At 49.7% G+C, this 12,895-nt stretch carries 11 protein-coding genes; 6 read left to right on the top strand and 5 right to left on the bottom strand.

All coding sequences use genetic code 11. The features are described from left to right. The first annotated feature begins 60 nt into the window (after nucleotides 1-60). From FD09_RS00220 to FD09_RS00210, 3 genes are all read left to right on the top strand, one after another. Complete coding sequence (locus FD09_RS00220; protein ID WP_157053630.1) at nucleotides 61-594, top strand: hypothetical protein; 534 nt, start codon at nucleotides 61-63, stop codon at nucleotides 592-594. A 294-nt stretch (nucleotides 595-888) separates the two neighbouring features. Beyond that, nucleotides 889-1,803, top strand: coding sequence for a hypothetical protein (locus FD09_RS00215; protein WP_201782842.1), 915 nt, complete (start codon nucleotides 889-891; stop codon nucleotides 1,801-1,803). Then, complete coding sequence (locus tag FD09_RS00210) at nucleotides 1,803-2,273, top strand: hypothetical protein (RefSeq protein ID WP_057817076.1); 471 nt, start codon at nucleotides 1,803-1,805, stop codon at nucleotides 2,271-2,273. The genes FD09_RS00215 and FD09_RS00210 overlap by 1 nt, the downstream gene beginning before the upstream one ends. A gap of 64 nt (nucleotides 2,274-2,337) precedes the next feature. Here FD09_RS00210 and FD09_RS00205 read toward each other — a convergent pair whose 3' ends face one another. Genes FD09_RS00205 through FD09_RS16870 form a run of 3 tightly spaced genes read right to left on the bottom strand, consistent with a single transcriptional unit; the run spans nucleotide 2,338 to nucleotide 5,262 of the window. After that, nucleotides 2,338-3,741 carry a 6-phospho-beta-glucosidase gene (locus tag FD09_RS00205; RefSeq protein WP_057817074.1) on the bottom strand — a complete coding sequence of 468 codons (1,404 nt, stop codon included), beginning with the start codon at nucleotides 3,739-3,741 and terminating at the stop codon, nucleotides 2,338-2,340. A gap of 35 nt (nucleotides 3,742-3,776) precedes the next feature. Next, a complete protein-coding gene (locus tag FD09_RS16875; RefSeq protein ID WP_268873274.1) occupies nucleotides 3,777-4,493 on the bottom strand; it encodes a PTS transporter subunit EIIC in 717 nt (238 codons plus the stop codon). Nucleotides 4,494-4,497: 4 nt separating this feature from the next. Next, a complete protein-coding gene (locus FD09_RS16870) occupies nucleotides 4,498-5,262 on the bottom strand; it encodes a PTS transporter subunit EIIC (protein ID WP_057817070.1) in 765 nt (254 codons plus the stop codon). A gap of 398 nt (nucleotides 5,263-5,660) precedes the next feature. Between FD09_RS16870 and FD09_RS00190 the strand changes: the two genes are divergently transcribed. Together FD09_RS00190 and FD09_RS00185 are read left to right on the top strand one after the other, a co-directional pair. Next, nucleotides 5,661-6,992: a dihydrolipoyl dehydrogenase family protein gene (locus FD09_RS00190; RefSeq protein WP_057817068.1), complete on the top strand. Its 1,332-nt coding sequence runs from the start codon at nucleotides 5,661-5,663 to the stop codon at nucleotides 6,990-6,992. A 24-nt stretch (nucleotides 6,993-7,016) separates the two neighbouring features. Next, the gene (locus tag FD09_RS00185; RefSeq protein ID WP_057817066.1) at nucleotides 7,017-7,421 is read left to right on the top strand and encodes a VOC family protein; all 405 of its coding nucleotides are present in this window, start codon (nucleotides 7,017-7,019) and stop codon (nucleotides 7,419-7,421) included. Between the two features lie 195 nt (nucleotides 7,422-7,616). Here FD09_RS00185 and FD09_RS16165 read toward each other — a convergent pair whose 3' ends face one another. Both FD09_RS16165 and FD09_RS00180 read right to left on the bottom strand, forming a co-directional pair. Next, nucleotides 7,617-7,757: a hypothetical protein gene (locus FD09_RS16165; protein ID WP_157053629.1), complete on the bottom strand. Its 141-nt coding sequence runs from the start codon at nucleotides 7,755-7,757 to the stop codon at nucleotides 7,617-7,619. Between the two features lie 432 nt (nucleotides 7,758-8,189). After that, nucleotides 8,190-8,846: an SDR family NAD(P)-dependent oxidoreductase gene (locus FD09_RS00180; protein WP_057817064.1), complete on the bottom strand. Its 657-nt coding sequence runs from the start codon at nucleotides 8,844-8,846 to the stop codon at nucleotides 8,190-8,192. A 198-nt stretch (nucleotides 8,847-9,044) separates the two neighbouring features. On the opposite strand from FD09_RS00180, the gene FD09_RS00175 reads away from it, so the two are divergent. Next, on the top strand, nucleotides 9,045-12,746 hold the full coding sequence (locus tag FD09_RS00175) for a Cna B-type domain-containing protein (RefSeq protein ID WP_057817062.1): 3,702 nt from the start codon (nucleotides 9,045-9,047) through the stop codon (nucleotides 12,744-12,746). Nucleotides 12,747-12,895 lie beyond the last annotated feature (149 nt).

Here is a 12,895-nt window from a genome sequence, read left to right as displayed (position 1 = left end):
TGGTCAAAAGCACGAGTCACCGGGGCGTTTAAATAGACGCGTATTGTTAACCGTCTTATAATGATTGTGTATAAAATCACAGTTGATGTTCCGTTATTTTGCTCCGAGCTAAATAGAGACGAGGTGGCTGTGGTGAAAACCTTCTTCAAGAAACATAAAGTCTTTGCGTTATCCTTTCTGTTTTTGGTTTTACTGTTACTTTACTCAGGTGCCACCCTCGCCAAGCATCAACTCTACGATACCCACCGAGCGTACGAGGATTCTCTCACTATTTTGGCCCGCCATGGGTTTAAAAAAAGTGATATCACCCCCCTCTCATCTGTCCATCGCGATCAGAGTTTCTTCGGCGAACCGGTGATTTATTCTTTCGAGTTCGTCACGAAAGATAGCATGCACGAAAGTAAACAGTATCTGAGAAAGCACGAACGAAAAACAACCAGCCTAACTGCCGAAAATGCGCGCGTTTATTACCATGTCTTCTATTACAAGGCCACCGATAAGATGGCGCAGTCGGAGCATATTACGGGCTGGGTATTGTACCTCAGCAAAGCTAATAGCGTTCATGACGAAGAATATCCCAATCCTCTTCAATGACTAATTTTTGTACGCAAACAGGCTCCCAGCGTTTGAAAATTTTAGCGCTGAGAGCCTGGCTTGCTGGATTGAAATCAGTTAGGCCGTCGCCAACTTTTTATCCAAGTCCTAGGGAATCGGATTCTTTACTGCGCCCGCTACTGTCAATATAACAGTTTTGTCTCGCCTACAAGGGCAAGCGCAATCAATCGACAGTAAACAGAAGTGGGTATACAATTACCTTGTAATACATTTCACAACCGCGGAGGAGATCATCTTTTATCGAAAGGAAACAGAATTCCGGGGGGATTAATCATGATCAAAAAAATGCTGCGTTTTATGTTACTCGTTGCTTCTCTCACCCTGTTTTGTCAACCCGTTCGAGTTAATGCTGCCACCGGTGAAACGTATGATTCTCAAGTAAAATCTCTCTATCAGCAGGGAATCAGTGCCGGCAAGATTAACGCAGGCACGTATTCCCTTGAAACCTTTTACTATAACTATAATCAAGCATTGTCACTCTTCATGCACCAATTTTCGGATATTTCCTCCAATCACAGTTTTAATGATTGGTTCGCACAATCGATTAATTATGGCGCAATGCCCGATGGCTCGAATGTCCTTCCCAACACGCCAAAAATTAATCCGAACATTGAATTACGCTCACAAACCGACAACGGAAACGCTTTGGAAAGAGCAATTCAAAAGGGCGATATACTGATCGTTGAAGGTGGTGGTTTCGGTCATGCCGCAATTGCCACATCCGACAATTATATTTTAGAGATGTCGGGTGGCGGGGATATTGTCAACTGGACACTTACTGGTATTCCTAACAATAATCATCAATTTAGCAAGCATAAGTGGATTTTTGGGACGGGAAAGGCTGGAGAACAGGGGGCTTACTCACCTGAACACATTGCTTCGTGGATTCAACTCTGGCGCCCGCGCAATGGCACTGGCGAAAAGGCAGCAAACTATGCCGATTCGACATTTTGGAATAGTAACCACGGCTATACGAAAAATCGTTACATTGATTATCGTATAACGTCAGGAACACTTACGACAAATCCCAACTATTGTTCTAAGATGGTTTGGCAATCGTTTTGGTACGGGACTGGTTCCGCCAACGTTATTGGCTCTTGGTCTGTGGGTGTGACCTTCATTGCCCCTGGAGCAATCATCAATACTTTTGAATCTAATTACGCCCCGTATCTGGTTGGAAAGTATTAGTGGTCATCATGCAGAAATTTGCGAAACACCACAAAATTTTCACTGGGCTCATCGTTTTCCTTATGATGCTACTTCTGTTTATGGGCGTCACCCTTGTCAAACAACACTTCTATGATCCTCACCGGGCATACGAAGACTCACTCAATATTTTGGCTCGGAATGGGTTCAAAAGAGAGGATGTGATTCCTCGATCGTCAGTTAGTCGCTTTCAGAGTTTTTTCGGCGAACCGGTTACCTATTCCTTCGAATTCGTCACTAAAGATAGTATGCGCGAAAGTAAGCAATATCTGGAGAAACACGGCAAAAAAACAAGCAATCTAACTGCCGTGAACGCCCCGATTTATTATGACGTCGAATGCTATCAAGCAACAGATAAAATGGCTCAACTGGATCATATTACCGGTTGGGTCGTGGATATCAGCAAACAAGTTGGCGGTCATAGCGAGTATGATCCCAAAACACTTCAATAAAATATACAAACAAGCCCCTGGCGTTGATTCGTCATCGTCAAGGGCTTGTTTATGTACTATTCTATTAGACCGTTGCCGGTTCTTTATCCAAATCCCGGGCAATCGGATCCTTCACGGTCACGCCAGCTGCCTTCAACTTGGCAATGGTATCCGCAAATTGCGGCAGATAATCCTGGTGGGCAATGAGCAGTTCGTCGAGAATCCGTTTCGCCGTGTGGCCGCTGCGCACTAACGGGTTCATGGTGAAGGCTTGGAGAGCCAACCCGTAGTTGCCGGTGACGCCGGCTTCACAGATGACTAATTCCATGTTCTTCATCAATTGCAACCAGCCACGTTCGGCCGGGGCTAAGGCGCCAAAGGCCATGGGAATGGCCCCGGCAGCACCGATTTGAGCGGAAACTTCAACCACGTGGTCTTCCGGCAAATCAGGAATCGCCCCATGGTTGACCGTGGACACCACCATGTGGGTCTTCTTATCGGCATGGAGGGAAGCAATGGCTTCGCAAGCCGCATCGGAGTAATGGGCGCCGCCCCGTTCAGCCAGCTGCGGCGGTTTTACCGCCAAGTTAGGATCCTTGTACAGCTCGAATAATTCGTGCTCTAAGCGTTTAACCTGTTGCGCCCGGGTGCCGACGCCGTTGTATTCCTCAATGGCGTGATCCAGCATTTCTTCTTCCCGGTAATAATAGCGGTGGTAGCCGCAAGGAATCATCTGGATGTTGTCCAGTTGGGCGCGGTAGAACGGTACGTCGAAGATATTCTTGGGTAAGCCGCCGTCCCCTTCGTCGGCTTCGATCTTGTCCAGGATGTCCATGGTCACATTCTTACCTGTCTCGTCCCACACTTTATGCCAGTGGAAATGATCGATCCCGGCAAATTTATACGTCAATTGTTCAGTGGTCTTGCCGATCAATGGCGGTTCGTCGATCATCGCATTCACTGGGACGTTACACAGCCCAATCACCCGATCCCATTGGCCATACGTGCTGATGGCTTCGGTGATCATGCCGCTGGGGTTGGTGAAATTGACCAGCCAGGCATTGGGGCACAGTTCTTTCATGTCCTTAACGATATCGAGAATCACCGGAATGGTGCGGAAGGCTTTGAAAATGCCGCCAGCACCATTGGTTTCTTGGCCGATCATGCCATAACTGGCGGGAATCCGTTCATCTTTGATCCGCGCATTCAGCAACCCTACCCGGAACTGGGTGGAGACAAAGTCGGCATCCTTGAGCGCTTCCCGACGATCCAGGGTCAAATGAACCGTCCAATCTAGGCCGGCCTTCTTGACCATCCGCTGCGCCATGCGGCCAACAATGTTGAGCTTTTCTTCCCCAGCTGGAATATCCACCAACCAAATTTCTTTGATTGGCAGTTCGTCTTGGCGCTTGATGAAACCTTCAATGAGTTCAGGGGTGTAGCTGGAGCCACCGCCAATGGTGACGAGTTTAAGGGCGTTACGAGACATAGTGTTTTGCTCCTTTCGAGATTAAAGTTGCTAAATTACGAGACGGCCGGTGATTGCACAGTGCTTTCATTGGTCGTTGGAGATACAGATGTTTCTTCTGGGACAGTGTCAACAAAACGTCGACCAAAGATATATTGCAGGGTAAAACCAAGGACAAAAGCCACGCTGATGGCGATGAGGACACCGTAGAAATCCCATGCCAGCCCAGTTTTGGGATTCAACATTGCCGGAATACCAAAGATCCCCAGGCCGCTGACCATATAGGCAGCGCTACCAAAAAATCCAAGAATACCACCGCCCGCGGCTGCTGCAATACAACTAAGCATAAAAGGCCGCTTGCGGGGCAGAGAAAGTCCGTAGATAGCAGGCTCTGTGATGCCAAAGATGCTGGAAATCACGGCTGGAATACCGATACTGCGGGTTTTCTGGTTTTTTGTTTGCAACGTCAGAGCCAGACAGACACCGGTCTGGGCAAATGATGCAGCAAAGGTCAGGACTAGAATTGGATCAAAGCCCTGGGCAGATAGGTTAGTCATTTCCAACGGTACCAACCCCCAATGCAGGCCGAACATCACCAACAACTGCCAGCACCCACCCAGCAGGACACCCGCAATCGTGGGATTGAATTGATACACCGTCAGGCAAGCGTGGGAGATCAATGTACTCGCCCAGGTTGCTACAGGTCCAATGGCCAAAAGGGTCACAGGCACGGCAATTAATAAAACAAAGAATGGCACCAAGAATGTTTTCACCGCATCAGGAATGACACGGCGGGCCACTTTTTGAAGTTTTGCTGCGAACCCACACGGCTAAGATAACGGGAATCACTGACGATGTGTAGTTCATGGTGATCACGGGAATGCCCAAGAACGATGTGTGAATCGGTGATTCCAGCACCGTGTCGGAAAACAGTGTGAAGAGCGTATTTTTACTGCTGCTGAGGGCCACAATGCCGGGATAGCAAAGTGTGGCACCGATGGCCAGACCGATAAAATGATTCAGGCCAAACTTCTTAGCCGCCGTATACCCCAACATCACCGGCAGAAAGTAAAAGAACTGGTCACCGATGGCGTTAATGATCTGATAGGTCCCGCTGGTTTCCGACAGCCACTTGAAGGTCACGGCCATGGCCACGAAGCCTTTGATCATCCCGGTGGCACACAGGACTCCGAGAATGGGCGAAAAAATACCCGAGACTAGGTCAATAGCCCGATCAATGAACCGGACGTGCTCGTGTTCTGCCGATTTGTCATCCGGGACTGCCTCTTCGCTGGCCAATCCGCCTACTTTGACCAGATTGTCATAGACATCGGCCACATGGTTGCCGATCACGACTTGGTACTGACCTCCGGATTGGACGACGGTGATCACGCCGTCGGTTTTCTCCAGCACATTCGTCTGAGCCTTTTGCACATCCCACAGTTTGAAGCGCAGCCGTGTGGCACAGTGCACCACGGAGCGGATATTATCACGACCGCCCACACCACTAATAATAGCTTGTGAAAGATTGGTATAGTCCATCACGCATTTCTCCCCTCTAAATAACGACGCCAAAAAAGGAGCCGTGCATCGAATCACTGGAAGCCTTAAGTGTGTTTCGATGTATTGGCTGTCGTTATGCCGTGGTGAGTCAATATGTGGTGGGCAATCTCGCCGCTTACCCAGCATAGCATTGGGCTGAAAACGGTGTCAATATAGTGTGCAAAAGGAAGCATCAATCATCCTCAAATCAGCATGGCAATCCCACACCACGCCTGAAAATCAAACAAAAAATATCAAGAATCTGTAGCCAATTTTTCATTTTGCCACTACTGAAATTAAATAAGTGTTGTTATAAAATACCTCGACCGCGCGACTTTTCGACCAATCTGATATGCTGAAGAAGTACCACAAAATTGTTTGAAGGAGGATCTGATGCAATGAGCGAATATGACTACGATGTCCTTTATTTAGGCAGCGGCCATGGTGCCTTTGATGGTGCCGGTCCCTTAGCGGCCACCGGTCAAAAAGTGGGTGTCATTGAGAGCGATATGATTGGCGGTACCTGCCCCAATTACGGCTGTAATGCCAAGATCACGTTGGACGCACCTGTGGTGTTGCAACGGATGGCTGAACGGATGCAAGGGGTCGTGTCCGGCCAGATTGGTATTAATTGGAAAGCATTGGTGGCCCACAAACAAGCAGTGATCAATCCGTTGCCCGATGCGATCGGTGGCAAATTGACGCAATCTGGTGCCACGATTATTCGCGGCCACGGCCAGTTCACGGATGCCCACACGATTGCAGTGGACGGTAAATCTTATACGGCCGAAAAGATCGTCATCGCCACCGGTCAACGGCCCCACCGGCTGGATATTCCTGGGACTGAACTAGCCCATGACAGCCGGGACTTCATGGCACTCACTGAACTGCCAGAACGGATTGGCATTCTTGGTTCTGGCTACATCAGCATGGAGTTTGCGACGATGGCTAATGCTGCTGGGGCCGCCGTTACCGTGTTTATGCGCGGGGACACCGCGTTGCGCGAATTCCATCAACCCTTCGTCAAACAGGTGATGGCGGATATGACTAAACGCGGGGTCGCTTTTGTGCCAAATGCCGACATCTCTGCCCTCACCAAGAAAAAAGACGGCATTGCGATCCACTATGGTGCGCAGCAGGAAGAAACCGTCGACTGGGTTCTGGACGCCACTGGTCGTATTCCCAACGCGGACAAAATTGGCCTTGACGCAGCCGGTGTGGAATACACCAAGCACGGGATTGTGGTGGATGATCACCTACGGACCAATATCCCCAATATCTATGCTTCCGGTGACGTATTGGCTAAGGACCAACCCAAGCTGACCCCCACTGCCACTTTTGAATCCTATTATTTGTTCCATTTATTGAGCGGCCAAACCACTGATCCAATCAATTATCCAGCGATCCCGACGACGGTATATACGTCACCACGGATCGCTAAGGTGGGCGTCACTCCTGAAGCCGCCGCGAACGGTAATTACAAGCTGGTGCACAATCATATCCCGGACGATTGGTATCGCCAGATTGACGAAGAAACCATGGGCGACAACATTTTGATTTTCGACCAGGGTCATCACTTAGTGGGCGCCACGGAATTCAGTGAGCAGGCGGAAGACTCGATCAACACCCTGTTACCCGCTGTGGTATTCCACTATGATCAGGCGCAGATGTGGCAATTAGCCCACATTTTCCCGTCAATCAGCGCGTCCGCGTGGCACAAGATTCGTTAGTAGAAAGCAGATGACTCATCAGCCATGACCGTTAACGGTGCACTCCATCATGTTGAAATCTATGTTCGAAACCTGGCAGCCACTCAGCAATTCTATGACTGGCTGCTCGTGGACCACCTGGGCTACCATGTTTATCAGGAATGGGCGAGCGGCATAAGTTATATTTTAGGTGAAGGAACCTACATTGTCTTTGTGCAGTCTGAAAGGCTGGCCGCGCCTTACAATCGGACCAATGTCGGGCTTAATCATCTGGCCTTTAACATGATCGGTCAGGCCGCCGTGGATCGTCTGCGGACAGAGCTGGACACATTGGCGTATCAGGAGTTGTATGCAGCGCGCTATCCTTTTGCAGGCGGGCCGGACCACTATGCGCTGTATTTAGAAGATCCAGATCGCATTAAGATCGAAATTGTTGCGGTGGGCGACTGATGGTTGGCAAGTTTTGACAGTTCGAAAAGTGGACATATCACCAAGCCCATGCTATATTTGGACTAAGAAAAAAGGACGCCCGCTATGGCGTCCTGGGTTTTCAACCCTCGCAGAACTGCTTTAAGAGCAGTGACCTAGTTTATTACGACAGCAAAAAGCCGCCAGCTGGTCAAAGTCAGGCGGCTTTTTGCATGTCTACTTTTTCAGCGCTCGGCGCAGCTGCCGAAACGCTGCCACTAACTTGGTCACACGGTGTAACAGCTGCGTCAATAATCCGACCACCGTAATAATCCCAACCAAGCTAGCGACGATAACGGCATAAGTCGCCGCTATCATAGGTAAACAAGTCCTCCTTCCGTCCAGATTTGTGTGCGTGATGGTCACTATCTCCCATCGGCATCGCCTCTTTCCGCGTTGAAGGTCACCGCCCATAATGCTTTTCTGTTGCTGATATTATATCATCAATGTTGCTGAACGCCTAGAGCCGCAAGGATTGTGGGAATTTTCAACGACCGTTTCGAACCCGAATGCGGCTAATTTCTAGATGTTCGATGAGCGTGTTTCTGTTCTCCCTCCAGATCACGTCACATCCAACGTGCCAGGTTAATATATCAGAAATGAGCGCTGATCAACTGGAAAAATGTTCGCATTTTGACCAGCTTGATCGGTGCTTTTTTTTCGTCGATTTGCTATGCTGAAATCAAGAGATAAATTGTGTACAATGATTTTCAACAACAAAAACCCAGCTGGCTTCGTCGTCACTTGCTCTCAGTGATACTGTACCTCCGCCGCATTCTTCTTCGTCGCCAAATCCAAGAATGCGCCTGCAATCACATTGGGATCCATATGCCCGCTCCTACCGGCGCGAATGTAAGTATTGATCGTCACCATGCCCGCAAAAACACCCCGGGGATGCAATTCCTTGTTCAACGCTACGACGTAGTCCCGCAAACCAGCCTTACCAATTGCTTGTTCCACAACGGAGGGACCGGGTTTGGCGGCGACGACACTGCCGGTGTATAGGAAGACGCCGCCGCCCGTTTTCTCCACAATGGGCAGGGCTAGATTAGTTACTGTGATGGCGCCCAAGAGGTTGCTTTGCAGGCTTTCAGTCACCAACGCCGCGGTTAATTGGCTCGGTTTATTCTTAGTTTGCATGGTGGCGTTATAATGCACCACTTGCAACTCGCCGTGTTGTTGGATCGTCTGCAACGCCGACGTGACGCTGGCCGGATCACTACTATCGGCGACCACTGAAAATGCGATAATCTTCTCATCTGTCAGGGTCTTCACCAGATCGTTCAAAGCGTCCGCATGCCGCGCCAATAGAGCGATTGTATATCCCTGATCGCTCAGTTTTTCGGCCATGGCCTGCCCCAAGCCGGCATGGCCCGGCCCCACAATCAATGCAATTTTATCCGCCATTTTTCACTCACTCCTTAGCTTTGTTGTCGGTTAGAATAACACGCTGACAAAAAAAGGATGCCGCTGATGCTCAGTCGCCTATTGTCGCATTTTTGAGTAATGCCAGAAGTGGGAATATACCTGTCCAGAAACATTGAAAAATAACAAGTCCATGTATATACTCAGCATATACCGTTTACATAGAATTGAGGGAAAACAATGGGACGCGTTAAAAAATACGTGTTGCTACATAGTCGCCACTGGTTGGGGATCATCGGCGTGCTGGTGATATTACTATCATCCGTCGCCCAGGCGGCCACTGCTATACAATCCGTATCAGCAGCCACCGAAATCACGAACGTTACGGGGAATAAAAAAACAGACCCAACGCGTGATGATGGTTTACCTGTTGATCCCACAACCTTTTATTCTGGCGCCACTTATCCAGTTACTTATAGGTGGACCGTTTCTTCAAAAATTCAGGTCCAGGCCGGAGATTTCATTACGTTTACTGCTCCGGATGGCGCGCTCTTTAGCGGCGACAAAAACATTGCCGTCACGGACAATAAAGGCAATCAAATTGGTACCTTTTCCAGTGTCAAGGGTGCTAGTACCGGAATCATTACCTTTAATGATTTCTTCTCACGCAACCCAGATATGCTGACCACTGGACAACTGCATGTCACGCTCACTGGGACGGCCGATCGGGAAATATCAGACGCGGTTCCTATTTTTAAAAAATATAATCCCGATACATCTTCAATTGATGAAAATGATCGCTACCATAGAGCGGGCTGGATCGTATCCATCAATAACTTTAAAGATGTCCTCAATAACGTAGTGGTCACGGATGTCTATGCCAGTGAAGCTCAGGCACCCGTCAATAAGGATGAAGTTTACGTGCGTTACGCCAATAGCCAAACCGACGTGCCCACGAATATGTACACCTTAGAGTGGCAACCAACAGGCGGCTTCATTTTTACCTACCATGGTTTGCTCAATCAACAGGTCGACATTTATTACCATTCCGACATTACGGATCCTGGTTATTTAAATTATGGTTTCAGTATGACGCTCACCAACACGGCCACCATCGCCGGCACTTCTCTCAATGAACACCCGGATAATTGGGGTTATATGACCACCGATTTATCAAGGATGCCGCAATATAGCAATGTCCATCCAGACTTCGGTGCTGGGGGATCCAGCGAAAATGTCCCCTCTATTGATGTCCAAGTCACGAAACAATGGACTGGTGTCCCCACCGGCGTACAAACCCCACCGGTTACCGCCGAGCTGTATAAAGACGGCGTTGCCACCGGCCAAACGCTCACGCTGAATGCGGATAACAAATATACTGACACATTCCCAGACCTACCCACCACAGACGGTAATGACCACGTCTATACGTATACCGTGCAAGAACAATCGGTCCCAACTGGTTACATTACGACTACCCCTGGCCAGCAATCACTGATTAACAAGGCAGTCACCTTGAAGAACACATACAACACGCCGCAAACAATTCATGTCCAGAAAAAATGGACCGGCGTCCCCAGCGGTGTCACCACCCCGGATGTGACTGCCACGCTGTATCGCAACGGGACAGCCACAGATCAAACGGTGAAACTCACCGCCGCCAATAAATACACGGCTGATTTCACCAACCTGCCGACTTACGCAGATAATGGTGACAAATACGCCTACACCGTCAGTGAGGACACGACCCCGGCCGGCTACACCAACAGCACGCCAGGTCAACAAACACCGGACAATACCAGCACGGTGACCCTCACCAACAAATTCGTCCCTCAGACCGGCACCATCAATGTCGTGAAACAATGGCTTGGCGTGCCTGATGCAGACAAGGATAATCTGCCGGACGTGACGGCGGTTCTATATCAAAATGGACAAAAAACGAACACCACCGTGACGTTGACCAAGGCTAATGACTTTACGGCAGCCTTCAAGGATTTACCTGGTACCGATGACAACGGTCAGCCGATCGCTTATACCGTGGGTGAAGAAAGTGTCCCCGCCGGGTTTAGTCAAATCACCAAGGATCCCGTAACGCCGGATGATAAAGGTCAGGCCACTTTAATCAACCAATATATTCCGTTGACTACAATTGGTGTGAAGAAAACTTGGCAAGGCGTTCCAGACGGTGTGACCACCCCGGATGTCACTGCGAAGTTATTCGCCGATGGCAAGGATACGGGCAAAACAGTGGCCCTCACAGCGGCCAATAAGTACCAGAACACCTTTACCGACTTGCCGACGCAGAATCAAGACAGCTCCCCCATTGTATATAGCGTGCAGGAAGCCAGTGTGCCGGATGGTTATACCACAACCCAGAAAGACCCGATTGGTGTCAGTGATGGCGACACCGGTGAGCTGATTAACCAGTACGTCCCGAAGACCCGGGACATTACGGTGACTAAATCCTGGGAAAATGTGCCCACGGACGTGAAGACACCCGATGTGACGGCTGTGTTGTACCAGAATGGCAAAGCCACTAATCAAACGGTGACACTGACTAACGAGAATAAGTACGAGGCCAGTTTTACGGATCTACCGACCACAGATGCAGACGGTAAAGCAATCACGTACACCGTCAGTGAGGATGATACCCCTGCGGATTACACCAGTGTCACGCCCGGTCCGCAAACACCGGACGCAGACGGCACCGTATCACTGGTTAATCGCTACAACAAAGAGACCCCGCCAGTGACGCCGACCACGACGATTAATGTGCAAAAGAACTGGGAAGATGTCCCTGGAGCGGTGGCCACACCTGAAGTGATTGCCACCTTGTACGCCAATGGGCAAAAGACCACCCAGACAGTCACCCTCAACCAGTCGAACAATTACAAAGCGAGTTTTACCAATCTGCCGCAAACTGACAGCACTGGCAAAGCAATCGTGTACACCGTCAGTGAAGATGCCACGCCTGCGGGTTATACGAACGTGACGCCAGGTCCGCAAACACCGGACAAAGACGGGCTGGTGACCTTGACCAACCGGTACATCGTCAACCCGCCAGTGATTCCCACTACCAGCATCACCGTCCACAAGCAATGGCTGGGTGTGCCAGCCGCAATGAAGGATAATTTACCGCCGGTGATCGCAGTGCTGTATGCCAATGGGCAAAAGACTGGCATAACGCTCACTTTGAATCGGGATAATGACTATACCGATATCTTTAAGAACCTACCGCTAACGGACTCTTTGGGTCAACCAATCACGTACACTGTCGGCGAAGAGGAGATGCCCGCCGGCTACACCGCGCTGACCACGCAACCCATTGCCCCTGATGCGCAAGGCCAGGTGACCTTGATTAACCGGTACATCCCCCAAACCCGGACTATTACTGTCCAAAAGGTATGGCAAAATGTGCCCAACGACGTGATTACCCCGTCTGTCATCGCCACCCTTTACGCCAATGGCCAAAAGACCGGACAAACGGTCACGCTAACTGCCGCCAATGGCTACAAGGCGGACTTCACTGGGTTGCCCACGACGGATGCAAATGGCCAAGCCATCGTTTATACCGTGAGCGAGGACAACGTACCTGCTAATTACACGAATCTCACAGCCGGTCAACAAACTCCCGGTCAAAATGGCAGTGTGACGCTGATCAATCGGTACACTGGTGAGACGAAACCGACCGACCCGACAAAACCAACTGAACCTACCAAGCCAGAAAAACCGGGAACCGGCGGCGAAACCATACCAAGTAAGCCGGGTACTGTACCCAGTCAACCGACGGATAAACAACCGCAAACAACTGGTCAAAGCAACCAGCGCCTGCCTCAAACTGGCGAACTGCAAACCCGCTGGCTCGTTTGGTTGGGGATCGCCTTGATTGGTGCCGATTGGTTGTTGACGGTACGGCGTAAAAAATCAGCAGGGGAAAAATAGGGCTTGACAGCGCTTTTTCAATCGCTTACACTGATCTCAGTTGAGAAAACAGAACATTTTATGGACATGTCACTGGTCATGCAGGCAGGATCCAAGAGTTTCCCGAATTGGGGGCTCTTTGGATCCTGCTTTTTTATTTTATTTTTTGG

The sequence above is a fragment of the Schleiferilactobacillus perolens DSM 12744 genome (assembly GCF_001435585.1).
In the GTDB taxonomy this organism is placed as follows: domain Bacteria; phylum Bacillota; class Bacilli; order Lactobacillales; family Lactobacillaceae; genus Schleiferilactobacillus; species Schleiferilactobacillus perolens.
This window is presented reverse-complemented; position numbering and strand designations above follow the sequence as displayed.

What these genes read in the sequence shown, in the direction of transcription:
- FD09_RS00220 (WP_157053630.1), top strand. Translation starts at nt 61, where the DNA reads ATGATTGTGTATAAAATCACAGTTGATGTTCCGTTATTTTGCTCCGAG.
- FD09_RS00215 (WP_201782842.1), top strand. Translation starts at nt 889, where the DNA reads ATGATCAAAAAAATGCTGCGTTTTATGTTACTCGTTGCTTCTCTCACC.
- FD09_RS00205 (WP_057817074.1), bottom strand. Translation starts at nt 3,741, where the DNA reads ATGTCTCGTAACGCCCTTAAACTCGTCACCATTGGCGGTGGCTCCAGC.
- FD09_RS16870 (WP_057817070.1), bottom strand. Translation starts at nt 5,262, where the DNA reads ATGGACTATACCAATCTTTCACAAGCTATTATTAGTGGTGTGGGCGGT.
- FD09_RS00190 (WP_057817068.1), top strand. Translation starts at nt 5,661, where the DNA reads ATGAGCGAATATGACTACGATGTCCTTTATTTAGGCAGCGGCCATGGT.
- FD09_RS00185 (WP_057817066.1), top strand. Translation starts at nt 7,017, where the DNA reads ATGACCGTTAACGGTGCACTCCATCATGTTGAAATCTATGTTCGAAAC.
- FD09_RS16165 (WP_157053629.1), bottom strand. Translation starts at nt 7,757, where the DNA reads ATGATAGCGGCGACTTATGCCGTTATCGTCGCTAGCTTGGTTGGGATT.
- FD09_RS00180 (WP_057817064.1), bottom strand. Translation starts at nt 8,846, where the DNA reads ATGGCGGATAAAATTGCATTGATTGTGGGGCCGGGCCATGCCGGCTTG.
- FD09_RS00175 (WP_057817062.1), top strand. Translation starts at nt 9,045, where the DNA reads ATGGGACGCGTTAAAAAATACGTGTTGCTACATAGTCGCCACTGGTTG.